This is a genomic window from Bradyrhizobium sp. RDM12, from assembly GCF_051917485.1.
Classification (GTDB): domain Bacteria; phylum Pseudomonadota; class Alphaproteobacteria; order Rhizobiales; family Xanthobacteraceae; genus Bradyrhizobium.
In genome coordinates, this window is the sequence record NZ_CM133064.1 from 1,885,001 (window position 1) to 1,907,209 (window position 22,209).

Below are 22,209 nucleotides of genomic sequence, written 5' to 3' on the forward strand. Positions count from 1 at the left end.
CGAAGGTGATCGCCCAGCTCGACGGCGTCGCCAAGAAGCACGGCTTCGCCAGCTATGACGACTACAACAACGTCGTCGACAACATCAGCCTGGTGCTCGGCGGCTTCGATCCCGCCACCAAGAAATATGTCGGCGCCGAAGCCGTCATCAAGTCGCAGATCGCGCAGGTCGAGGCCGACAAGAAGATGCCGGCCAAGGACAAGAAGGAAGCGCTCGACGAACTCAATCAGGCCCTGAAGACCCCGGCTCCCGCGATCGAGAACAAGGGCAACATCGATCTCGTCGGCAAGTATTACGACAAGCTGGTTGCCGCGTTAGGGGATGATCAGAACTGAGCTCTCACTGTCATGCCTCCCGAATCGACCATTCCAGTCCATTTTGATGTGTCAGCTATGTCTCCGAACACCTGTCAGTGATCTGTCCGGTCTAAACACTTCGCGGGCGATGACACTCGCTTGCACCAAAAAAGCCCCCGGAGACACCTCCGGGGCTTTCGTCGTTTCCGCCCTTCCTCGCGCTCTCGGTGCCTCACGTCTTTGTCCGCATCTTTGCCGTGAAGCTGTCGAAGCTCAGCGTTGCGAATAACGCTGTCGCTATTCAGATTTTTGAGAGTCCATCACTTAGGCCCGCTTTGCGAAGCCCGTCGAGGAAATGATCCAGGTCGATCGGGTCTCTATACCTGTTGGCGCGCATCCGCGCGAGTTCGAGTGTGTTGAGGGGCAGAGCTTTGCCATTCTCACTCAATTCTCTCTCGAATGAATGCGCGCGCCTCAAAGCTTGCTTCTGTCAATCGATCAGTTTGCGCGTAGCACGCGGCAAGGAGCGCGTGCGACCAGCGGTCACTCGACCGGGCTTCCCTGAGAACTTTGATCGCCTGTTCGTATTCGCGAGCCGAATAAAGAGCCAGCGCGTGGTACCAATGGTAGATGTTGGGTGGAAACGGATTTAGCCGTTTAGCCGACTTGATCCACGTGAGCGCGTCCTTCCAACGCGCCCAGTAGGCCAGAATATTTGCAAAAGCAGCGGCGATATCGGCGTCGTTCGGATTGAGCGTCAGAGCGCGTTTGAAGTGAGTTTCAGCCTCTTGGTCGCAATCTTGCAGGAAAAGACATTGTGCGAACACGCCATGCGACCAGGCATCGGTCTCGTCGAGTTCGAGGGCGATCTCGATCTCGCGGTCGTAGCGTTCCGTCCAAAGAGCGAAGCCGCTTGCGGCGTCCAGAAGCTTGACGGTCACCCGCACCCGTTTCCCGATACGGCGCGCGCTCCCTTCCACCACGTATCGCGCGCCAAGTTGCCGGCCGACCTCTCTGATCTCGGACGAGGTGGCCCGGTAAACGAAGCTGGAATGGCGGGCCACGACGAAGAGCGAACGGAAGCGCGACAACTCCGCAATTGCGAAGCCGCTGGGTACGTCGAGCCGGCATCATTGCGAGCCGGGATCATTGTGAGGTGACCTGCCCCTCCTTCGCGAACGCCGCCTCCATCGCCTTCCGCGTCCTGATCGTCTCGTTGTTGGCCTCGAACTCCACATCGCTCCAGCGCACGATCTCGCCATGGGCGACGTCGTGCTTCAGCCTGAGGCGGTGCGCCAGCCCGATCGGCAGCGCGCCGGCGTTCAGGCTCGCGGCCGCAGGCACCAGCTTGCCCCACACTGTGTAGCCGCCTTCGCCGTCCAGCATCTCGCCGGCGCGCAGGTTTCGCTTGGCCACCGACGCGACGTCGCCACGGAAGCCGTAGGGCTGCCCGGTCGGCTCGCCCCGCAGCGCGGCTGACAGCACCGAGATGTTCAGCTCCAGCCCGATCAGATGATAGGGCTTGTACATCGCGGCAAAGCGTCCGCTGCCGTCGGTCTTCAGGCCGTATTGCTTGAAACAGTCGGCGGCATAGTCGTTTGGCGCCTCCAGCACGACGTAGACGCCCCAGCGCAGATCGCGAAACACCGGCCTTCCGTCCCGCTCGAGCGAGGAAACGACTTCGACCACGCCGGAGCGCTCCAGCACGCCGCCGCGCGAGCGCGGCCGCATGATGTGCGGGAGATCATCGACGCCGCAGGGCGGAAACAACAGCCCTTCCGTCGGCACGTCGAGACCGCAGGCGTTCGCGATCGCCGCCATTTCGATCGCCGACTTGGTGCCGTCGAGGAAGGAGTTGAACATCTGCGGGTTCATGCCGGCCGACTGCGCTTCGCCCGCGGTGAGACCATAGTGCTGCCAGACGCCGTCCGGCGTCACGTCGTGATAGGCCGGCAAATATTTTGTCCCTTTGCCGGCTGCGACGACGTGAAAGCCGGTGGCGCGGGCCCAGTCCACCATCTCAGCCGTCAACGCCGGCTGATCGCCATAGGCGAGCGAATAGACGACACCTGCTCTCCGCGCCTCCTCGGCGAGGAGCGGACCGGCCAGCACATCGGCCTCGACATTCACCATCACGATATGTTTGCCGGCCGCAATCGCAGCGCGGGCGTGCCTGATGCCGGCGGCCGGATTCCCGGTCGCCTCCACCACCACATCGATGGCGCCGCCGGCGATCGCGCGTGCGCCGTCATCCGTGAAGACGGTGGCCGCAATCCGCTCGGCGCTCCAGCCGACGGTGCGGCAGGCCTCGCGCGCGCGCTCGCGATCGATATCGACGATAACAGGCACCTCCAACCCCGGCGTGTGCGGCACCTGTGCCAGAAACATCGAGCCGAATTTGCCGGCGCCGATCAGCGCGACACGGACAGGCTTGCCGGCGGATGCGCGGGCCTGGAGGAGGCGGAAGAGGTTCATGGGGGATTCCGATTATGATCGTGTCGCGGGACGCGAAGCGCCGCTCCGCAGAGCCGGGACCCAGAGAAAAACTATCCGCGTGGCGTGGGCCCCGGCTCAGCAGCGCATCGTCGAAGAGACGCTGCGCTGCGTCCGGGGCACCATACCTTACTCCGCCGCCTGCCGTGGCGCGCGGGCCAGCCGCAGCAACGCGTCATCATCCACCGTCTTGATCGGCGCGAAATCGCGGTGCGCGATGTAGTCCGGCCGGGTCGGGGTGCGGATGTAGTTCGAGACCGCGTTCAGCGTCAGATACACGATCTTGCGCGGGTAGGGCGTGATGTTGCCGGCCGAGCCGTGCACGAGATTGCCGTGGAACATCAGCATGCCGCCGGGCTTGCCGGTCGGCGCGACGATGCCGCCCTGCTTGACCAGCCGCGTCACCGTGTCCTCGTCCAGCGTCCACAGTGGATAGGACGTGGTGGCGAGGTCATGCGAGGCCTTGAGATCGCCGGCGTTCTGGCTCTGTGGCACCAGCATCAGAGGCCCGTTGATCGGCATCACCTCGTCGAGGAAGATCGCGATGTTCATCGCGCGCGGCTCCGGCATGCCGTCGTCGCGCTTCCAGGTGCCGTAATCCTGGTGCCATTGCCAGACGTCGCCGGTGAAGGCCGATTTCGCGTTGATCTTGAACTGGTGCATGTAAACAGGCTCGCCGAACACCTGCTCCACGGGATCGATCATGCGCGGATGCGCGCCCAAAATGCGGAAAGCCTCGTTGTAGAGATGCGCGGCAAAGGCCGTGCGCGGCGCACCGCTCTTCTCGCGCCAGACCTCCGGCCGGTTGGCGTCGTAAATGCCGACCGCCTCGCGCGCTAGGAAGTCGACTTCCTCCGGGCTGAACAGTTCAGGCAAAAACAGCCAGCCCTCGCGGTGGAAGAACTCCAATTGCTCCTGCGACAGTTTCATGGGTCGTCCTCCTTCGTTGTTTTGTTTTTGTCATTCCGGGGCACGCGAAGCATGAACCCGGGATCCATTGATGCGCAGTCTCTGTAGCCCGACAGATTCCGGGCTCGCTCCTGCAGACCGCCGCGGAATGACGGCGAGTGCTGCTACGCCGCGACCTCGTCCGTCGCCCTCAATCTCTCCTCGGTCATCCGTCCCGCCGTCTGCGCATGCGCCAGCGCCGCGCGTTCGGCCGCCTTGGCGTCGCCTGCGAGAATGTGCTTGGCGATGTCGGCATGCTCGGCCCAGGCGCTGTCGCGATAGTCGAGCTCGGCGAGCACGGTCGCCATCGAGCGGCGCATATGCGGCCATTGCGGCGTGATGGTCTCCTCGATCACGGGATTGCCGGCGAGCTGGTAGATGGCGCGATGAAAATCGACATCGAGCGCGATCAACTCGGCGAGCGTGGTCTTGCGATCGATGCCCCGTCCCGCAGCGAGCGCCGCGTCGAGCCGCGCGCGTCCCGCCGCGTCGGTTGCGGCGCGCATCGCGGCAAGCCGGGCTGCGAGCGCGTCGATGGCGCCGCGCACCTCGTAAAGCTGGCGGATGCGGGCGGGATCGAGCTGGGTGACTTCAAAGCCGCGCTTCCCGCTCTCGGCGACGAGCCCCTGCCGGTGCAACAGATGCAGCGCGTGCGACACCGGCTGGCGCGAGACGCCGAGTTTGTCGGCGAGCTCGTTCTGCCGGATGCGCTGGCCGGGCTGCAGCGTCCGATCTGAGATCGCCTCCAGGATCCGGGCATAGACCTGGTCGATCAGGTTCGGAAGCGGGTCGAGGGGGATCACGCCGGCAGCTCCGAAGAGGGAATACGGAATTCCGTGTTCGAAAATAGCGTCGGAGGGACAGGTCGTCAACGATGTCGTTTCGGGCCGGATAAGCCTTTGATTCTGTTCGGGTCGTCTACTGTGCACGGGGTTGTTTTGAGGAAGTTGCCACGCCCCGGGCTCCCCTACGCCGTCAGGAATCTGTCCACCACGTCGCCGAACGCCAGCGGCGCCTGCTCGAACATCCAGTGTCCCGCATTGGGGATCACGGCCGTCTTGCTGCCCGCGATGTGCGCGGCCAGCACGCGCCAGATCACCGACAGGCTGCCGGTGGTGGCGCCGCCGCCGATCAGCAGTGTCGGCGTCCTGATCGCCTGCATATCCGCAAGCGTGTAGGGCCTGCGCTGCTCGTTGATCTGGCCGAGGAAGGTCAGTGCGTTGTCGCGCAATTGCTGTTTTGCAGCGGCCGGCACGCGCCGCCACGAGCCGTCGCCTTCGATGCCCTCGTAGAAGTTCTGCAGTGCGCCCTCGATGTCGCCGGCGCGGATCATCTCGACGGAGCGTATCGTCTTCGCGGCGAGCGGCGGATGCGCGGGCGTGCCTTCGGGCACAGGCAGGCTGGCATCGAGATCGCCGCCCGGCTCGGCCAGCACCAGCTTTCGCAACAGATCAGGCCGCGCCTGCGCGATGCGAAACGCGATGTGTCCGCCGCGCGAATGGCCCATCAGATCGACCGGGCCGGGCTTCACCTGCTCGATGAAAGCGATTGTGTCGGCGACGTGCCGGGCCATCTTGTAATCGTCGCCAACGGCGTCCCAATGCTCGGGAAAGAAGCGCCGCAGGCTGACCGAGATCACCCGATGGTTCTTCGACAGCGGACCGAGCACCGAATACCAGGTGCGGAAATCCCCGAGCGTGCCGTGCACGCAGACCAGCGGATGGCCCTCGCCGATTTCGAGATAGGCCATGTCGTAACCGTTGAGGCGGAATGTCTGCATGGTCAGCTCGCCAGAAAGTCCAGCACCACTTCGGAGTATTTCTGCGGCGCCTGCTCGAACATCGGGTGCGTCGCGTTCGGGATGATCGCCGTCCTGGAATTGGGCACATGCGCGGCGAGCGCGTGCAGCACCTTCGGCAGCAGGCCTTTCGTTCGCTCGCCCAGGATGAACAACGTCGGCATCAGAATCGCCTCCGCATCCGCCTTCGAGAACGGCGGGCGATTGTCGCGGATCTGGCCGATCAAGGTATAGGCGTTGTCGCGCAAATTCTGCTTCACCATCGCCGGCAGCCGCGGCCAGGTGCCGGGTCCTTCCAGCGTGTCGACGAAGACGGCAAGCCCGCCATCGACATCGCCGTCCGTGATCTTCTCGGCCGAGGCCGTGAACCGTGCCAGCAGCGGCGAGGGGCCGCCGGCATGGTCGGGATCGAGGCTCGCATCGAGCTCGCCGCCGGGTTCTGCGAGGACGAGCCGCCGTAGCAGATACGGCCTCGCTTGCGCGACGCGGAAGCAGATGTGCCCGCCGCGGGAATGTCCCATCAGATCGACCGGGCCGAGGTCGAGCTTCTCGATAAAGGCGATGACGTCACTGACATGCTGGGCAATCGAATAGGTGTCGCCGACGCCGTCCCATTGGGCCGGGAAGAAGTGCCGCAGGCTGACAGCGATCATCCGGTGCCGCCGCGTCAGCGGCCCGAGCACGCAGCCCCAGACGCGGAAGTCGGACAGCGAGCCGTGCACGCAGACCAGCGGCGGGCCACCTCTGTTCTCGCCCACATCGAGATAGGGCATATCATATCCGTTGACGTGGAAGCTTTGCATTCGGGACTCGCGCGAAGGGGCGGAACTGCTGTGCAAGATTCCCGGAAACCGGGTGGATCGCAACTATTTCCAAGCCTAGATTGAGCCCGAGATCACGATGGGGGCATGCGACGAGGACGCGAGCTCAGGAACCAAGCCATGACCAACCAGCATTTTGCCCTGTTCGACACCAGGATCGGCCTCTGCGCCATCGCCTGGGGCCCGCGCGGCATCAACGGCACGCAACTGCCGATGGGCGGTGAGGAAAAGATCCGCACCCGCATCAGCCAGCGCCACGCCGACGCCAGCGAGGCCGAGCCGACCCCTGAAGTGCAGCAGGCGATCGACCGCATCGTGAAACTGCTCGCGGGTGAGCCGGATGACCTCACAGACATCCCGCTGGATCTCGATGGCGTGCCCGACTTCAACCGCGGCGTCTACGAGATCGCTCGCGCAATCCCGCCCGGCAAGACCATGACCTATGGCGACATTGCAAAACGCCTCGGCGGCGTCCAGCTGTCGCGCGACGTCGGTCAGGCGCTCGGGCACAACCCGTGCCCGATCGTCGTGCCCTGCCACCGCGTGTTGGCCGCCGGCAACAAACCCGGCGGCTTCTCGGCCAATGGCGGCGTGGTGACCAAGCTGAAGATGCTGGAGATCGAAGGCGCGCTGGTGAACCACACGCCGAGCTTGTTCGATTGAAGCGCTCAAATCTTCGCCGCCGTCTTCGGCCAATATTTGTCGCGCAGATGCCGCTTCACCAGCTTCCCGGTCGGCGTGCGCGGTAGCTCGGCTTCGAAGTCGACCGAGCGCGGGCATTTGATTGCCGAGAGGCGCGCCTTGCAGTAGGCGATCAGGTCGGCCTCGAGCGCCTTGCCCGCACGCTTCATGTCGTGCGGCTGCACCACCGCCTTCACCTCTTCGCCCATCTCCTCGTTCGGCACGCCAAACACCGCGACGTCGGCGATATCAGGGTGAGCGATGAGAACGTCCTCGGTCTCCTGCGGGTAGATGTTCACCCCGCCCGAGATGATCATGTAGGATTTGCGGTCGGTGAGGAACAGGAAGCCGTCCTTGTCGAGATAGCCGACGTCGCCGAGCGTCGACCATCCTTTGGCATTATAGGCCTTCTTGGTCTTCTCGGGATCGTTGTGATAGGTGAATACAGGTGCATCGGCGAAATAGACCGTGCCGATCTCGCCCGGCGGCTGCTCCTCGTCGTTCTCGTCCAGAATCTTGATCTTGCCGACCACGGCGCGGCCGACGCTGCCGCGGTGCTCCAGCCATTGCTGCGAGTTGCAGACAGTGACGCCGTTGCCTTCCGAGCCTGCGTAATACTCGATCAGGATCGGTCCCCACCACGCGATCATCTTTGCCTTGACGTCGACCGGGCAGGGCGCGGCGGCGTGAATCGCGCCCTTCAGCGTGGAGACGTTGTACTTCGTGCGGACCTCGTCCGGAAGCTTGAGCATGCGCACGAACATCGTCGGTACCAGCTGCGACTGCGTCACCTTGTATTTTTCGACGAGCTTGAGGAAATCCTCCGCGTCAAAATGCTCCATGATGATCGAGCTGCCGCCGAGCACGATCGCCATCATGTTGAAGCGCAAGGGGGCTGCGTGATAGAGCGGTGCGGGCGACAGATAGATGCTCTCGGCGTTCATGCCGCACATATCGGCGCAGAGTACGCGGAGGAACGCGTTCGGCACGTCGATATTGTTACCCTCAAAAGCCTTCTTGATGCCCTTCGGCCGGCCGGTTGTGCCCGATGAATACAACATGTCGTAGCCGGCGACTTCGTCGGCAATCGGCGTGACTGGCTGCGCGGCCGCTTCCTTGTCGTAGGAGCGGAAGCCGGGCAGGGGCTCGTCGACCATGTAGAAGATCGGCTCGCCCGGCGCACTCTTGACCAGGTCCTTGATTTGGTCGGCGCATTTCGGCGTGGTGATCACGACCTTGGCGCCGCAATCGCCGATGATGTAGTCGATCTCGTCTTGCTTCAGATAGCGGCTGATCGCGGTGTAATAGAGCCCGCTCCGTTGCGCCGCCCAGCAGATCTCCATGAAGGCGAGGCGGTTCTCCATCAACAGCGCGATGTGGTCGCCGGCTTTCAGTCCAAGCGAACGGAACAGGTTTGCACCCTGGTTCGAAAGCTCGTCGAGTTCGCGGTAGGTGATCGCCTTGCCGGTTCCGGCCATCTGGTAGGCAATTTTGTTGGGCGTGCTCTTGGCGTAGACGGACGGATGGGTCATGGCGTTCCCTCAAAAAAAGAGGCGAGCGGTGAATGGAGACAGGGGCGGAAGCCGCTCCCTGTCTCCACTCGCCACTCGCCATTTGTTCTTCGCTTTTCTTCTTACAATCGTTCGACGATGGTCACGTTGGCCATGCCGCCGCCTTCGCACATGGTCTGCAGGCCATAGCGCTTGCCGCGCTGATGCAGGGCGTGGACCAGCGTCGTCATCAGCTTGGTGCCGGAGCCGCCGAGCGGATGACCGAGCGCGATCGCGCCGCCATTGACGTTGAGGCGGGCGGGATCCGCACCGGTCGTCTTCAGCCAGCCGGTCGGCACCGAAGCGAAGGCCTCGTTGACCTCGAACAGGTCGATGTCGTCGACCTTCATGCCGGCCTTTTCCAATGCGCGCTTGGTGGCGTGCAGCGGGGCATCGAGCATGATGACGGGATCGCCGCCCGTCATGGTCATGTGGTGGATGCGCGCGAGGGGTGTGAGGCCAAGCTGCTTGAGGCCGCGCTCGTTCACGACCATCACGCCCGAGGCGCCGTCGCAGATCTGGCTGGCGCTCGCCGCGGTGAGCTTGCCGTTCTCGGCGATCAGCTTGACCCCCTTGATGCCTTCCAGCGTGGCGTCGAAGCGGATACCCTCGTCGATGTGATGGGTGTCCTTGCTCCCGTCGGCGCGGGTGATCTCGAGCGGCACGATCTCCTTCTTGAAGTGACCGGCTTGTGTGGCTGCGATCGCGCGCTGATGACTGTTGTAGGAATATTCGTCGAGCTCGTCCTTCGACAGGCCATACTTCTCGGCCATCATTTCCGCGCCGGTGAACTGGCTGAACACGATGTTCGGGTACTTTGCCTCGATGCCCGGGCTCTTGTAGTTGCCAAAGCCGTTCTTGGCCGGGAGCTGGGACGACAGGCCCATCGGCACGCGCGTCATCGATTCCACGCCGGCCGCGATCACCACGTCCATCGTGCCGGACATCACGGCTTGCGCCGCGAAGTGCAGCGCCTGCTGCGAGGAGCCGCACTGGCGGTCGATCGAGGTGCCTGGCACGCTCTCCGGCAGCTTCGAAGCCATGATCGCGTTGCGCGCAACGTTGTTGGACTGCTCACCGACCTGCATCACGCAGCCCATGATCACGTCCTCGACCAGCGCAGGATCGACCTTGGTGCGATCGACCAACTCGTCCAGCACCTTCGCGGCGAGATCGGCCGGATGCCAGCCGGCGAGGCGGCCCCCCTTGCGCCCGCCCGCGGTGCGCGCAGCGGCGACGATATAAGCCTCGGCCATTTCGGTCTCTCCCATGATTGTTCTTGATCGGGTTGGGTTGTCGGGGGCGGATTTAACGGGCGAGCAATCGTTTAGTCAATCGATCAATTAACCCTTGTGGGGAGGCGCTGCTTGGGCTTATCTGCGGCCCGCTTCGAGCGGCGAGAACAAGGGATCTCCGTGACTACCAGCGTACCGAACAGGCTTCCCGGCGGAAAGAATTCCACGGCAGAGAAGTTGCTCGTGGCCGCAAGCGAGCTGATGATCGAACGCTCCTCGATCGAGATCTCGCTCTCCGACATCGCACAGAAGTCGGGCGCCAATGCTGCGCTGGTCAAATATCATTTCGGTAACAAGGACGGCCTGCTGCTGGCGCTGCTCGCGCGCGACGCCGCGACAGAAATGTCCAATCTGGAATATCTGCTGGCGCAGCAGATCACCTCCACGGCGAAGCTGAAGCTGCATATCGCCGGCATCATCCGCGCCTATCACCGGTTTCCCTACATGAACCGGCTGATTCACTATCTCCTGCACGAGAGCGTTGCCGGCTCCGCGGACGAGGTCTCGAAATTCTTCGTCGCGCCGCTGCTCGACTTTCATCGCCGCCTGCTCACCGAAGGCGTCAGCCGCGGCGAGTTCCGCCAAACCGATCCGGTGCTGTTCTACACCAGCCTGATCGGCGCCTGCGATCACCTGTTCTTCGGCCGGCACGCGATGTCTCGCGCGACCGGCGTCGGTCCGGTCACCGATGACGTCTGCCGGCAATACATCAAGCACATGGAAACGCTGATCTGCGGCGGCATTCTCACGCAAGTCGAGGAAGCCGCCGCGGCCGGATAATCCGACCGAGACGTTCAGTCTAGCAGTCTGCTGAAGAACCCCTCGCCACGGAGGAGGCTTGATGATTCACTTATCATCTCGATTCGGCGGAGGCGATCATGCGCGGCAGGTTTACGGATCAGGGCGGCCTGTTTTCGTACATCGCGCCGGATAAGCGTGTGCCAGCGAACCACCCGCTGCGGAAGGTCCGGGAACTTGTCCGGGATGTTTTGAGTGATTTGAACCGCAGCCTTGGGAGGCTCTACGCCAGCGAGGGACGTCCTTCGATCCCTCCGGAGCAATTGCTAAGTGCGCTGCTGCTGCAGGTGTTCTACGGCATCCGCTCGGAACGTCAGTTGATGGAGCAACTGGACTACAATCTTTTGTATCGGTGGTTTGTGGGACTGTCGCCGGACGATCCGGTTTGGGACCCGACCACCTTCACCAAGAACCGGGAGCGGCTGCAGAACGGCGATGTATTCACGAAGTTCATGACCAGGCTTCTCAACCATCCACAGGTCAAGCCGCTGCTGTCGGACGAGCACTTCTCGGTGGATGGAACGCTGATCGAAGCCTGGGCTTCACAGAAGAGCTTTCGTCCCAAGGACGGCAGCGGCGACGATGATGACGGCGCGAACTTCCATGGCCAGAAGCGCAAGAACGACACCCACGCGAGCACCAGTGACCCCGACAGCCGGCTTTATCGCAAGGCGGCCGGACGGGAGGCCAAGCTTTGCTATATGGGCCACGCCACCATGGAGAACCGGCATGGGCTGGCGGTGGCCGGCAGGGTCACGCATGCCAATGGCACCGCCGAACGCCGGGCTTCGGAGACCATGCTGAAGGCGAGACGCAAAGCCGCAGGCCGCCGCATCACGGCCGGTGAGGACAAGGCGTACGATACCGCCGATCATGTCGCCAATCTTCGCGCCATCGGCGTGACGCCGCATGTGACACAGAACCAGGCCGTCACCAAAACCGGCAAGACCCGCAACAGCGCCATCGACGAACGAACCACGCGGCATCCAGGGTACGGCATGTCGCAATCGCGCCGGGCGATGGTCGAGTGCATTTTCGGATGGGGCAAGCAACACGGCACCATGCGCAAGACCAAACATCGCGGCATCGCTCGCGTCGCCGCCGACTTCCTGCTCAATCTGATCGCCTACAACCTGATCCGCATTCCAAAACTGCTTGCCCCTTAGCCACCCGGCGTCAGGGTGCCCCCAACACCAGGCTAGAAATCACATCCAACTCCGCCACGCCGCCCCAACAACGACCGGACAGAATAAGAAAACTCTCCATTTCAAGGTTTTTCAGCAAACTGTTAGAGAAGAAACGCGCAAGGAAAGGTAGCCTGTCATGGAACTGAAAGACGTAGCCGTTCTCATCACCGGTGGTGGTTCGGGTCTTGGTGAAGCGACCGCGCGCGCCATGGCCGCGAAGGGCGCCAAGATCGGCGTGATCGACCAGAACAAGGACAACGCCGAGAAGGTCGCGGCAGAAGTGAAGGGCGTCGCGCTCCATGCCGACGTCACCAGCGAGGAGCAGATCAAGGCGGCGATCGCCAAGGCGGAAGCCGCGCACGGCGTTGCCCGCGTGCTGATGAACTGCGCCGGCATCGGCGGCTCGCAGCGTATTGTCGGCCGCGACGGCGTCTATCCCCTGGAAAAGTTCGCGCGCATCATCAACGTCAATCTGATCGGCACGTTCAACTGCCTGCGCCTGTTCGCCGAGCGCCTCGTCACGATCGAACCGGTGGGCGAAGAGCGCGGTGTCATCATCAACACCGCCTCAGTGGCTGCTTACGAGGGCCAGATCGGCCAGATTGCCTACTCCGCCTCGAAGGGCGGCGTCGTCGGCCTCACCCTGCCTGCCGCGCGTGACCTCGCGAGCCAGAAGATTCGCGTCAACACCATCGCGCCGGGCCTGTTCTTCACGCCGCTACTGATGGGTCTGAACGAAGAAGCCCGCAAGAGCCTAGGCGCACAGGTGCCGCATCCCTCACGCCTCGGCGATGCCAAGGAATACGGCGCGCTTGCCGTGCACATGGTCGAGAATCCGATGCTCAACGGCGAGACCATCCGTCTCGACGGCGCCATCCGCATGGCGCCGCGGTAAGGCTGCTCTTCCTTCTTCCCCTGTGGGGGAAGGTGGCGCGAAGCGCCGGATGAGGGTCTCTCCGCGGAGACAGACCCCTCACCCAAACGCGTATGTGGCTAGCGATGTACATGCCCTCTCCCGCGACAAGGGGAGAGGGCGCAGCAATCGGCGCCGCCACCCGCGGCTAGCACGAGGCTCCCATGTCCCAACCGCTGCTGATCGAGCACCGGGACGGCGTCGACCGCGTGACGCTCAATCGTCCTGACAGTCTCAATGCGCTCGATCCTGCGCTGATCGATGCGCTCAACGTCTATTTCCAGGGCCTCCAGCGCAATCGCGATACACGCGTTGTTGTGCTGAAAGGGGCGGGCAAGAACTTCTGCGCCGGCCTCGACCTCAAGGCCGCGATGGCGCGCCGTGCGGGGCAGCAGGAGCCGCCCGGCGTCACCGAGTCGCTCGACTCGCAGCGGCGCATTGCCGACATCGTGATGCTGATGCGGCGCTGCCCCCAGCCGATCCTGTCGCTGGTGCAGGGCGCAGCGGCCGGCGGCGGCTTTGCGCTGGCGCTTGCCTCCGATATTCGTATCGCGACGAAGTCGGCCCGGATGAACTGCGCCTTCATCAAGCTTGGCCTCGGCGACTGTGACATCGGCACCAGCTACTTTCTGCCGCGTCTCGTTGGCGTGTCTGTGGCGTCCGAGCTGATCCTGACTGGACGCTTCATCGGCGCGGAGCGCGCGCTCGCGGTCGGGCTCGTCTCCGACGTCGTCGACGAAGACAAGCTCGATGACGCCGCCGAGCCCTATGTCGATGCGATGATCACGGCATCGCCGGTGGGCCTACGCCTGTCAAAGGAATGTCTCAACATGAGCGTTGACGCCGGATCACTGGAAGCCGTGATTGCAATGGAGGATCGCAATCAGGTCCTGTGCAGCCGCTCCGAGGAATTTTCGGAAGGCATCAGGGCCTTCCTTGAGAAGCGAAAGCCTGTCTATATCAAGCGCTGAACAAGGATCCGCAAAGGACGATAATTCCGGGAGACGCAAAATGGATGGAAGCGCGGCGGCGGTGATGTCAAAGCCCGCCTTTCGCAAGGTCGAGTGGCTGGCACGCGACATCGATGTCGAGCGCCGCGCCGACGGCACGGTGGTGCTGAAGTCGCGTATTCCGCTGCAGGCCTACGAGAAGCATCTTCCGGCCTCGCTCGCGAAATGGGCGACGGAAGCGCCGGAGCGCATCTGGCTCGCGCAGCGCGGCGGACCCAATCGCGAGTGGCGCAAGGTTTCGTATGGTGAAGCCAAGTGCACCGTCGATGCTCTGACTCAAGCGTTACTCGATCTCGGTATCGAGGGACGCCCGGTCACGATCCTCTCCGGCAATTCGATCGAGCACGCACTGATGACGCAAGCCGCGATGCAGGCGCGCTCACCGGCGGCTCCGGTGTCGCCGGCCTATTCGCTGATGAGCCACGATCACGTCAAGCTGAAGTACCTGTTCGACCTGATCAAGCCGGCCGTGATGATGGTGCAGGATGGCCCCACTTTCGAGAAGGCGCTGAAGGCGCTCGATCTTACCGGCGTCACGGTGGTTCACGTCGTGCGGCCGTGCGACGGCATCAAGAGCGTCAGCTTTGCCGAACTGGCGGCAACGCGCGTAACGGCCGATGTAGAAGCATCGATCGCGAAAATCACGCCCGATACCGTCGGCAAGCTGCTGTTCACCTCCGGCTCGACCGGCATGCCCAAGGCCGTCATCAACACGCAAAAGATGATGTGCGCCAATGCAGCGATGATGATGCAGGTGCGGCCGCGCGCGCCGGGCGGTCCGATCGCCACGGTGCTGGACTGGATGCCCTGGAATCACACCATGGGCGGCAATGCCGCGTTCCACCCGGTGCTGGTCGACGGCGGCACGCTCTATATCGACGACGGCCGGCCGATGCCGGGGCAGTTGGAAGAGACCATCAAGAATTTGCGCGAGATCTCGCCGACCTATTACGCCAACGTGCCGGCCGGCTACGCTGCGCTCGCTGCTGCCATGGAGAAGGATGACGCGCTGTGCCGCTCGTTCTTCAAGAACCTCTCGATCATGGCCTATGGCGGCGCGCGGCTGCCCGATGATTTGTACGACCGCATGCAGGCTCTCGCCGTGAAGACCACCGGCGAGCGCATCGTGTTCTACACCGGCTGGGGCTCGACCGAGACTGCGCCGACTTCGACCGGCACCTATTGGGACACCGAGCGCGTCGGCCTGATCGGGCTGCCGTTCCCCGGCGTCGAACTGAAGATGGTGCCGTGCGGCTCGAAATATGAACTGCGCCTGCGCGGCGTCAACGTCACGCCCGGCTATTTTGGCCAGCCTGATCTCACCAAGAAGATGTTCGACGAGGAGGGGTTCTACTGCATCGGTGACGCCGGCATTTTTGTCGACGAAGCCGATCCGGTGAAGGGCATCATCTTTGCCGGCCGCGTCGTCGAGGATTTCAAGCTCACCACCGGCACGTTCGTCCATGTCGGCTCGCTGCGTACCGATGCGATCGCGGCCGCGACGCCGGTCGTGCATGACGCGCTGGTCGCGGGGCAGGATCGCGCCTTCATCGGTCTGCTGGCCTGGCCAGATCTGCACGCCTGCCGCCAGCTTGTCGGCAATCCCGATCTCAGTTTCGAGGATGCGGTCAAACATTCCGAGGTCATTGCCTGCTTCAGGCGTGGCTTGGAGGCGCACAACAAGGAGTGCGAAGGCGCCAGCAGCCGCATCATCGCGCGCGATGCTGATGGCCGAGCCGCCCTCGATTGACGGCAATGAGCTCACCGACAAGGGCTACATCAACCAGCGCGCCGGCCTGGAACGCCGCGCTGCGCTGGTCGATCGGCTCTATGCGGACCAGCCTGACCAAGACGTCATCATTCTCAAGTAATCGACATCATTCAACACGGGTACGCGCCATGAACTTCGATTTCTCTGACGACCAGAAGCAGCTCCGCGACCAAGCGCGCAAATTCCTCGCCGAAAAATGTGCGCCGAAGGCGGTGCGCGTCGTGCTCGACGGCAAGGCGCCCTACGACAAGGAGCTGTGGAAGGGCCTCGCCGAAATGGGCTTTCTCGGCGTCGCGATCCCCGAGGAGTTCGGCGGCGCGGGCGCGGGTCATCTCGAGCTCTGCGTGATCGCGGAGGAGATGGGCCGGGCCAATGCGCCGGTGCCGTTCTCCTCGACTGTGTATCTTGCCGCCGAAGCCGTGCTGATTGCCGGTAGCGACGCGCAAAAGAAGAAATGGCTGCCGGCGATCGCCTCGGGCGATGCGATCGGTACGCTGGCGCTGTTCGAGGGCAAGGGCAATCCGGCGCCGAAGAACGTCAAGCTGACCGCCGCGAATGGCGTGCTCAACGGCGTCAAGAAGCCGGTGCCCGATGGTGCGATCGCCGATTTCGCGGTGGTTGCCGCGCGCACGGGCTCCAGCGGTCGCGACGGCGACATCTCGCTGTTCCTGGTTGACTTGAAGGCCGGTGGTGTCGAGATGAAAGGCCTCACCAATCTCGATCCGACCCGAGGTCAGGCTGAGATCACTTTCAAAGATTGCAAGGCCGAGCCGCTCGGTCCCGCCGGCGAAGGCTGGAGCATTCTGACCCAGGTGCTCGACCGCGCCGCGGTGCTCTGCGCCTTCGAGCAGGTCGGCGGCTCCGACCGCGCGCTGGAGATGGGCCGCGACTACGCCCTCGACCGTATCGCTTTCGGCCGCCAGATCGGCTCGTTCCAGGCGGTCAAGCACATGCTTGCCGACATGTATGTCTCGGCGACGCTGGCGCGCTCCAACAGCTATTACGGCGCCTGGGCGCTCTCGACCAACGCGGCCGAACTGCCGGAAGCCGCCGCCGCCGCGCGCATCAGCGCGACGCAGGCGTTCCAGCATTGTGCCAAGAACAATATTCAGGTTCACGGCGGCATGGGTTTCACCTGGGAGTTCGACTGCCACATGTACTACCGCCGCGCCAACGCCATGGCGCTCGGGCTCGGCAGCCTGTCCTATTGGGAAGACCAGCTGATCGATCGCATCCGCAAGAAGAATGCGGCGTAAGGACCGGGCCATGAACTTCGACGACACCCCGCAGGAAGCCGAATTCCGAGCCACTGCTCGTGCCTGGATCGGTACCAACGCGCCCAAGCAATACGAGGAGGAGCTGCGCAAATCCTCGCTCGGCCGCACTCAGCTCAAGGACGCCAACATTCTCGAGGTCGCAAAGGCCTGGCAGAAGAAGAAGGCCGATGCCGGCTGGGCGTGCCTGCACTGGCCGAAGGAATACGGCGGCCGCGGCTCGTCGCCGATCGAGCGCGTGATCTGGCAGCAGGAGGAGGGCGCGTTCGGCAAGCTCTCCCACATGTTCATTATCGGTCACGGCATGTGCGGCCCAACCATGATGGCGTTCGCGCGCGAGGAGCATAAGCGCACCTATCTCCCTCCGCTCGCCTCCGGCGAAAAGGTCTGGTGCCAATTGTTCTCCGAGCCTGCCGGCGGCTCTGACGTCGCAGGCTTGCGTACCCGCGCGGAAAGGGACGGCAACGATTGGATCATCAACGGGCAGAAGATTTGGACCTCGGGCGCGCATTATTCCGACTACGGCATCCTGCTGACCCGCACCGATCCGAACGTGCCCAAGCACAAGGGCCTCACCATGTTCTTCCTGGACATGAAGAGCCCGGGCGTCGAGGTGCGGCCGATCAAGCAGGCGAGCGGTGCCTCCGACTTCAACGAGGTCTATTTCACCAATGTCCGCATCCCCGATCATCAGCGCCTCGGCGAGGTCGGCGACGGCTGGAACGTCTCACTGACGACGCTGATGAACGAGCGCATGTCGATCGGTGCGGGCGTGTCGACCGGCCTTCCCGAGCTGTTCGAATATTGCGCGAGTCTGATGCTCGACGAGGGTCCCGCGATCGAGGATCGCGCGGTGCGCTCGAAGCTCGCCAACTGGGCGGTGAAGGCGAGTGGCCTGCGCTACACCAGCATGCGGGCGATCTCGGCGCTGTCGAAGGGCGAGCGGCCGGGTCCGGAAAATTCCATCGGCAAGCTGGTCGCGGGTTCGATGATCCAGGACGTCGCGACCTACGCGCTGGATCTGCAGGGCGCGAGCGGTGTGGTCAGCGGTCCGGAGGATGCCGAAGTTGCCGGCCGTTTCCAGGCGATGCTGCTGCGCGCGCCGGGGACGCGCGTCGAAGGCGGTACCGACGAGATCATGCGCAACATCATCGCCGAACGGGTCTTGGGCCTGCCCGGCGATATCCGTGTCGACAAGGACGTGCCGTTCAACAAGATCCCGACCAAGGGAAGATGAGTTCGTGTCCCGGACGCGATGCAGCGCGCAGCGCTGCTTCGCAGAGCCGGGACCCAGAAGCCACAATGGGCCCCGGCTCTGCAGCGCACCGCTTCGCGCTGCGCCGCGTCCGGGGAACGAGAGAGGAGCTCGAACATGAATTTCGACGACACCCCGCAGGAAGCCGCATTCCGCGAGACCGCGCGCAAATGGGTCGACGCCAACGCGCCGAAGCAGTTCGAGCAGGAGCTGTCAAAATCCTCGCTCGGCCGCATCAGGCTTGCGAAGCATGACATGGTCGAGGTCGGCAAGGCCTGGCAGAAGAAGAAGGCGGAGGGCGGCTGGGCCTGCCTGCACTGGCCGAAGGAATATGGCGGTCGCGGCGCCACGCCGATCGAGCGCGTGATCTGGCAGCAGGAAGAGGGCGTCTATGGCAAGCTGACGCAGCCGTTCCAGATCGGCGAGGGCATGTGCGGCCCGACCGTGATGGCCTGGGGCAGCGAAGATGCCAAGCGCCGTTATCTGCCGAAGCTCGCCTCGGGCGAGGAGATCTGGTGCCAGCTGTTCTCCGAGCCGTCGGCCGGTTCCGACGTCGCGGGCCTTCGCACGCGCGCCGAGAAGAAGGGTGATAGTTGGGTCGTCAACGGCCAGAAGATCTGGACGTCGGGCGCGCACTATTCCGATTACGGCCTGTTGATTGCGCGCACCGATCCGAACGTGCCCAAGCACAAGGGCCTCACCATGTTCTTCCTGAATATGAAGAGCTCCGGCGTCGAGGTGCGGCCGATCAAGCAGGCCAACGGCATGCAGGAGTTCAACGAAGTCTATTTCACCGACGTCGTGATCCCCGACAGCCAGCGGCTCGGCGCTGTCGGCGAGGGCTGGAGCGTGTCGCTGACCACGCTGATGAACGAGCGCATGTCGATCGGTTCGCGGCTTGCGACCGGCGTGCCCGAATTGTTCGAGTTCTGCTCGAATCTGATGCTTGAGGACGGGCCCGCCATCGACGATCCTGCCGTGCGCTCGAAACTCGCGAGCTGGGCGGTGAAGTCGAGCGGGCTGAAATACACCAGCTACCGTGCGATCTCGTCGCTGTCGAAGGGCGAGCGGCCTGGACCGGAGAATTCCATCGGCAAGCTGGTGTCGGGCATGATGCTCCAGGACATCGCGACTTACGCGATGGACCTTCAGGTGCGGCCGGTGTTCTCACCGGCACTGATGAGGAGACGGTGCACGGCCAGTTCCAGCAGATGCTGCTGTCCTCGCCTTCGATGCGCATCGCCGGCGGCACCGACGAGATTTTGCGCAACATCATCGCCGAGCGCGTGCTGGGATTGCCGGGCGATATTCGCGTTGACAAGGACGTGCCGTATAACAAGATCCCGACCAAGGGACGGTGATCTCGCCTCTCGTATCTCGTAGGGTGGGCAAAGCGAAGCGTGCCCACCATATCAAGCCGCTGGGGCAAGTCTGTCGGTGGGCACGGCGCTATCGCGCCTTTGCCCACCCTGCGAAGAAAGAGCGCGAGCTGATCCATGGACGCACAAGTGAAGCAGAACGACCGCATCGGCGTGCTCAAGGAGCTCCTCAACGAGCGCTACTCCGTCCGCGCGTTTCTCCCCAAGGACGTCGATCGCGCCACCATCGAGCATGTGCTGACCACGGCACAGCGCACCGCGTCCTGGTGCAACAGCCAGCCCTGGCAGGTCGTCATCGCCAGCGGCGAGGCCAAGGAGCGCTTCCGCCAGCTGATCTACAAGGAGGCGTCGGGTGGCCTCGGCGAGGATTATGATTTCGTGCCGCCGCGTGAATATGTCGGTGTCTATCTCGAGCGTCGCCGCGAGAGCGGCTTTCAGCTCTACAACACGCTGGGCATTCCGCGCGGTGACAAGATGGGCTACGCCAGGCAGGCGCTGGAGAATTACAATTTCTTCGGCGCGCCGCACGTCGCGATCATTCACACCAGCGAGCCGCTCGGCATCTACGGCGCGATCGATTGCGGGGCTTACGTGTCGAATTTCATGCTCGCGGCCCAGGCGCTCGGGCTCGGCACGATTCCGCAGGCAGCACTTGCGCGCCATTCCGGCCTGATCCGCCGTCACTTCAACCTGCCCGACGACCGCCGTGTCGTCTGCGGCATCTCGTTCGGTTACGCCGACCACGCGCACAAGGTCAACAGCTACCGCACCTCGCGCGCAACTGTCGCCGACGCGGTGACGTTTGTCGACAAGTGACCGAGCGGAAATAAGCTGCCCAGGCGCATGAGAAGGCGGCCGGGCAACGACCGCCTTCACAGCTGTTGCCTTAAGTCGATGACGCGGCTATCCGCCGCTGCCGCCGATCACGGCGCGCACGGTCTCGTCGGGCCCGAAGTCCTCGGCGCCGTCGACATAGAGCAGCGCGGCGAGCTTCGAGCGCGCGCGGTTGACGCGGCTCTTGATGGTGCCGACCGCACAGCCGCAGATCGAGGCCGCATCCTCATAGGAGAAGCCGGAGGCGCCGACCAGGATCAGAGCTTCGCGCTGGTCCTGCGGAAGCTTCTCGAGCGCGCCGCGGAACTCCTCGAACTCGAGATGGGCGTTCTGCGAAGGCTGCGTCTTCAGCGTCTTGGCATAGTTGCCCTCGGCATCCTCCACCTCCCGCCGCCGCTTGCGATAGTCGGAGCGGAACAGGTTGCGCAGGATCGTGAACAGCCACGCCGGCAGGTTCGAGCCAGGCTGGAACGAGTCGATGTTGGCGAGTGCGCGCAGCAGCGTCTCCTGAACCAAATCGTCGGCGCGGTCCGCGTTGCCGCTGAGCGAGATCGCGAACGCGCGAAGGCTCGGCACGGCCGCGAGGATATCATCACGCAGCGAATTCGTGAGAGGCATCAATCCCTCCCATTGTTGTCGTTGGAGCCCCCAGCCCCATTCTCGTTCTGGGATCCACCTCCTGGCGCATCAAGCTTCTTGATGAGCTCGGCGAACCGGTCCGGCACCCCCTGCCGCACGACGTCGTCGTACATGGCGCGCAGTTGGTGCCCGATCCGGGACTGGATCTCCGGAGTGAGGCCTCCCTTGCCGGGGGTCGTGCTTTTGCTGGCTTGAGACTTGAGATCTTTCATGACCTGTTCCACGTTTCCCCGAGTTAAGTGACTGCAAAGTCGAGAAGTTTTCTCAACCGGGAGCCGTTCCCTGGATGAGTTCAATTCCACGTTCGACAAAAAGTTCCCAGGCCTTGGGAACTTTTCTTATCCTGAAACGTAATCTGTCCAGCAGGGGAACCCGGGCCTCCCTTCGCAGTTCCTGATTTTCGCGATTGGCCCGAATGAATGGAGTGGGGATGTCCCGTTCGCAGCTTGTTGCTGAGCACTTGCCGTTGTTGCGCCGATATGCGCGCGCCCTGACGGGCAGCCAGGCCTCCGGTGACGCCTATGTCGCAGCCATGTTGGAAGCCATGCTGGGAGATCCGTCGGTGCTCGACGAGAGCCATGGGCCGCGCGCCGGTCTGTTCCGGCTGTTCACCCAGATCTGGAATTCGGTCTCGGTTAACGACGACGCCGAGGTGGCGACGCTGCCGATGCCGCCGGAGCGGCGGCTGTCCAACATCACGCCGCTGCCGCGGCAGGCCTTCCTGCTGCTCTCGCTCGAAGGATTTTCGGAAGAGGAAGTCGCCTATATTCTCGCGACCGATGTCGCCGAGACGCGGCGGCTGGCCGATGCCGCCGGCCGCGAGATGGCCGCCGAGATCGCGACCGACGTCCTGATCATCGAGGACGAGACCTTCATCGCCATGGACCTCGAGAGCCTGGTGAAGAATCTCGGCCACAATGTCGTTGGCGTCGCGCGCACCCATGCCGATGCGGTGGCACTAGCCAAAAACAAGCGGCCGGGCCTCATCCTCGCCGACATCCAGCTCGCCGACGGCTCGTCGGGCCTGGATGCCGTCAACGAACTGCTCCGCACCTTCGAGGTGCCGGTGGTGTTCATCACCGCCTATCCGGAGCGCTTCCTCACCGGCGAGCGTCCGGAGCCAGCCTTCCTGATCTCAAAGCCGTTCCAGCCCGCGATGGTGTCGGCGGTGGCAAGCCAGGCGCTGTTCTTCCAGCGCAACTCGCGCAACCGCGCGCCCAAGGCGCCTGCGGCGTAACAATCGCGCGGCGAGCCATCTGGCGATGAT

19 protein-coding genes and 3 pseudogenes (1 of these 22 running past the window's edge) are annotated in these 22,209 nt (G+C 63.6%); 12 read left to right on the plus strand and 10 right to left on the minus strand.

All coding sequences use genetic code 11. The features are described from left to right. Positions 1-335, plus strand: a pseudogene (locus ACTGJ9_RS08975) (hypothetical protein); it begins 255 nt to the left of the window's first position. Between the two features lie 401 nt (positions 336-736). On the opposite strand, the gene ACTGJ9_RS08980 reads toward ACTGJ9_RS08975, so the two are convergent. The 6 genes from ACTGJ9_RS08980 to ACTGJ9_RS09005 form a co-directional block, all read right to left on the minus strand. After that, on the minus strand, positions 737-1,387 hold the full coding sequence (locus tag ACTGJ9_RS08980) for a tetratricopeptide repeat protein (protein ID WP_456676765.1): 651 nt from the start codon (positions 1,385-1,387) through the stop codon (positions 737-739). A 55-nt stretch (positions 1,388-1,442) separates the two neighbouring features. After that, on the minus strand, positions 1,443-2,771 hold the full coding sequence (locus ACTGJ9_RS08985; protein WP_456676766.1) for an NAD(P)H-dependent oxidoreductase: 1,329 nt from the start codon (positions 2,769-2,771) through the stop codon (positions 1,443-1,445). Positions 2,772-2,918: 147 nt separating this feature from the next. Continuing rightward, the gene (locus ACTGJ9_RS08990) at positions 2,919-3,719 is read right to left on the minus strand and encodes a phytanoyl-CoA dioxygenase family protein (protein ID WP_456676767.1); all 801 of its coding nucleotides are present in this window, start codon (positions 3,717-3,719) and stop codon (positions 2,919-2,921) included. A 143-nt stretch (positions 3,720-3,862) separates the two neighbouring features. After that, the gene (locus ACTGJ9_RS08995; protein WP_456676768.1) at positions 3,863-4,540 is read right to left on the minus strand and encodes a GntR family transcriptional regulator; all 678 of its coding nucleotides are present in this window, start codon (positions 4,538-4,540) and stop codon (positions 3,863-3,865) included. A gap of 164 nt (positions 4,541-4,704) precedes the next feature. Further along, positions 4,705-5,517 carry an alpha/beta fold hydrolase gene (locus ACTGJ9_RS09000; RefSeq protein WP_456676769.1) on the minus strand — a complete coding sequence of 271 codons (813 nt, stop codon included), beginning with the start codon at positions 5,515-5,517 and terminating at the stop codon, positions 4,705-4,707. A gap of 2 nt (positions 5,518-5,519) precedes the next feature. Next, positions 5,520-6,338 (minus strand): alpha/beta fold hydrolase, encoded by an 819-nt coding sequence (locus tag ACTGJ9_RS09005; protein WP_456676770.1) that lies wholly within the window; start codon positions 6,336-6,338, stop codon positions 5,520-5,522. Positions 6,339-6,476: 138 nt separating this feature from the next. Between ACTGJ9_RS09005 and ACTGJ9_RS09010 the strand changes: the two genes are divergently transcribed. Then, entirely contained in the window at positions 6,477-7,019 is a 543-nt protein-coding gene (locus tag ACTGJ9_RS09010) for a methylated-DNA--[protein]-cysteine S-methyltransferase (RefSeq protein ID WP_456676771.1), read from the plus strand. Positions 7,020-7,024: 5 nt separating this feature from the next. Here ACTGJ9_RS09010 and ACTGJ9_RS09015 read toward each other — a convergent pair whose 3' ends face one another. Further along, positions 7,025-8,569: an acyl-CoA synthetase gene (locus tag ACTGJ9_RS09015; protein ID WP_456676772.1), complete on the minus strand. Its 1,545-nt coding sequence runs from the start codon at positions 8,567-8,569 to the stop codon at positions 7,025-7,027. A gap of 101 nt (positions 8,570-8,670) precedes the next feature. After that, positions 8,671-9,843, minus strand: a complete 1,173-nt coding sequence (locus ACTGJ9_RS09020) for an acetyl-CoA C-acetyltransferase (RefSeq protein WP_456678475.1) — start codon at positions 9,841-9,843, stop codon at positions 8,671-8,673. A 216-nt stretch (positions 9,844-10,059) separates the two neighbouring features. Here ACTGJ9_RS09020 and ACTGJ9_RS09025 point away from each other — a divergent pair, with 216 nt between their 5' ends. The 9 genes and pseudogenes from ACTGJ9_RS09025 (at position 10,060) to ACTGJ9_RS09065 (ending at position 20,285) form a co-directional block, all read left to right on the plus strand. Beyond that, a complete protein-coding gene (locus ACTGJ9_RS09025) occupies positions 10,060-10,662 on the plus strand; it encodes a TetR family transcriptional regulator (protein WP_456678476.1) in 603 nt (200 codons plus the stop codon). A gap of 98 nt (positions 10,663-10,760) precedes the next feature. Continuing rightward, positions 10,761-11,846, plus strand: a complete 1,086-nt coding sequence (locus tag ACTGJ9_RS09030; protein WP_456673093.1) for an IS5 family transposase — start codon at positions 10,761-10,763, stop codon at positions 11,844-11,846. 157 nt (positions 11,847-12,003) lie between these two features. After that, positions 12,004-12,762 (plus strand): SDR family NAD(P)-dependent oxidoreductase, encoded by a 759-nt coding sequence (locus tag ACTGJ9_RS09035; RefSeq protein WP_456676773.1) that lies wholly within the window; start codon positions 12,004-12,006, stop codon positions 12,760-12,762. 182 nt (positions 12,763-12,944) lie between these two features. Beyond that, positions 12,945-13,751: an enoyl-CoA hydratase/isomerase family protein gene (locus ACTGJ9_RS09040; RefSeq protein WP_456676774.1), complete on the plus strand. Its 807-nt coding sequence runs from the start codon at positions 12,945-12,947 to the stop codon at positions 13,749-13,751. A 40-nt stretch (positions 13,752-13,791) separates the two neighbouring features. Beyond that, positions 13,792-15,661: pseudogene (locus ACTGJ9_RS09045) on the plus strand (AMP-binding protein). Positions 15,662-15,689: 28 nt separating this feature from the next. Further along, positions 15,690-16,817, plus strand: coding sequence for an acyl-CoA dehydrogenase family protein (locus ACTGJ9_RS09050; protein WP_456676775.1), 1,128 nt, complete (start codon positions 15,690-15,692; stop codon positions 16,815-16,817). Positions 16,818-16,827: 10 nt separating this feature from the next. Beyond that, a complete protein-coding gene (locus ACTGJ9_RS09055) occupies positions 16,828-18,072 on the plus strand; it encodes an acyl-CoA dehydrogenase (RefSeq protein ID WP_456676776.1) in 1,245 nt (414 codons plus the stop codon). Between the two features lie 135 nt (positions 18,073-18,207). Further along, positions 18,208-19,451, plus strand: a pseudogene (locus ACTGJ9_RS09060) (acyl-CoA dehydrogenase). A gap of 135 nt (positions 19,452-19,586) precedes the next feature. After that, positions 19,587-20,285 (plus strand): nitroreductase, encoded by a 699-nt coding sequence (locus tag ACTGJ9_RS09065; protein WP_456676777.1) that lies wholly within the window; start codon positions 19,587-19,589, stop codon positions 20,283-20,285. A gap of 87 nt (positions 20,286-20,372) precedes the next feature. Here the strand turns inward: ACTGJ9_RS09065 and ACTGJ9_RS09070 are convergent, their stop codons facing one another. After that, a complete protein-coding gene (locus tag ACTGJ9_RS09070) occupies positions 20,373-20,921 on the minus strand; it encodes a sigma-70 family RNA polymerase sigma factor (RefSeq protein WP_084292346.1) in 549 nt (182 codons plus the stop codon). Beyond that, positions 20,921-21,154, minus strand: coding sequence for a NepR family anti-sigma factor (locus ACTGJ9_RS09075; protein ID WP_045004093.1), 234 nt, complete (start codon positions 21,152-21,154; stop codon positions 20,921-20,923). The genes ACTGJ9_RS09070 and ACTGJ9_RS09075 overlap by 1 nt, the downstream gene beginning before the upstream one ends. Before the next feature lie 218 nt (positions 21,155-21,372). Here ACTGJ9_RS09075 and ACTGJ9_RS09080 point away from each other — a divergent pair, with 218 nt between their 5' ends. Next, a complete protein-coding gene (locus ACTGJ9_RS09080) occupies positions 21,373-22,179 on the plus strand; it encodes a response regulator (protein ID WP_456676778.1) in 807 nt (268 codons plus the stop codon). Positions 22,180-22,209 lie beyond the last annotated feature (30 nt).

Coding starts and splice junctions, on each gene's coding strand:
- ACTGJ9_RS08985 (WP_456676766.1), bottom strand. CDS start 2,771: ATGAACCTCTTCCGCCTCCTCCAGGCCCGCGCATCCGCCGGCAAGCCT.
- ACTGJ9_RS08990 (WP_456676767.1), bottom strand. CDS start 3,719: ATGAAACTGTCGCAGGAGCAATTGGAGTTCTTCCACCGCGAGGGCTGG.
- ACTGJ9_RS09000 (WP_456676769.1), bottom strand. CDS start 5,517: ATGCAGACATTCCGCCTCAACGGTTACGACATGGCCTATCTCGAAATC.
- ACTGJ9_RS09005 (WP_456676770.1), bottom strand. CDS start 6,338: ATGCAAAGCTTCCACGTCAACGGATATGATATGCCCTATCTCGATGTG.
- ACTGJ9_RS09010 (WP_456676771.1), top strand. CDS start 6,477: ATGACCAACCAGCATTTTGCCCTGTTCGACACCAGGATCGGCCTCTGC.
- ACTGJ9_RS09015 (WP_456676772.1), bottom strand. CDS start 8,569: ATGACCCATCCGTCCGTCTACGCCAAGAGCACGCCCAACAAAATTGCC.
- ACTGJ9_RS09020 (WP_456678475.1), bottom strand. CDS start 9,843: ATGGCCGAGGCTTATATCGTCGCCGCTGCGCGCACCGCGGGCGGGCGC.
- ACTGJ9_RS09030 (WP_456673093.1), top strand. CDS start 10,761: ATGCGCGGCAGGTTTACGGATCAGGGCGGCCTGTTTTCGTACATCGCG.
- ACTGJ9_RS09035 (WP_456676773.1), top strand. CDS start 12,004: ATGGAACTGAAAGACGTAGCCGTTCTCATCACCGGTGGTGGTTCGGGT.
- ACTGJ9_RS09040 (WP_456676774.1), top strand. CDS start 12,945: ATGTCCCAACCGCTGCTGATCGAGCACCGGGACGGCGTCGACCGCGTG.
- ACTGJ9_RS09050 (WP_456676775.1), top strand. CDS start 15,690: ATGAACTTCGATTTCTCTGACGACCAGAAGCAGCTCCGCGACCAAGCG.
- ACTGJ9_RS09055 (WP_456676776.1), top strand. CDS start 16,828: ATGAACTTCGACGACACCCCGCAGGAAGCCGAATTCCGAGCCACTGCT.
- ACTGJ9_RS09065 (WP_456676777.1), top strand. CDS start 19,587: ATGGACGCACAAGTGAAGCAGAACGACCGCATCGGCGTGCTCAAGGAG.
- ACTGJ9_RS09070 (WP_084292346.1), bottom strand. CDS start 20,921: ATGCCTCTCACGAATTCGCTGCGTGATGATATCCTCGCGGCCGTGCCG.
- ACTGJ9_RS09075 (WP_045004093.1), bottom strand. CDS start 21,154: ATGAAAGATCTCAAGTCTCAAGCCAGCAAAAGCACGACCCCCGGCAAG.
- ACTGJ9_RS09080 (WP_456676778.1), top strand. CDS start 21,373: ATGTCCCGTTCGCAGCTTGTTGCTGAGCACTTGCCGTTGTTGCGCCGA.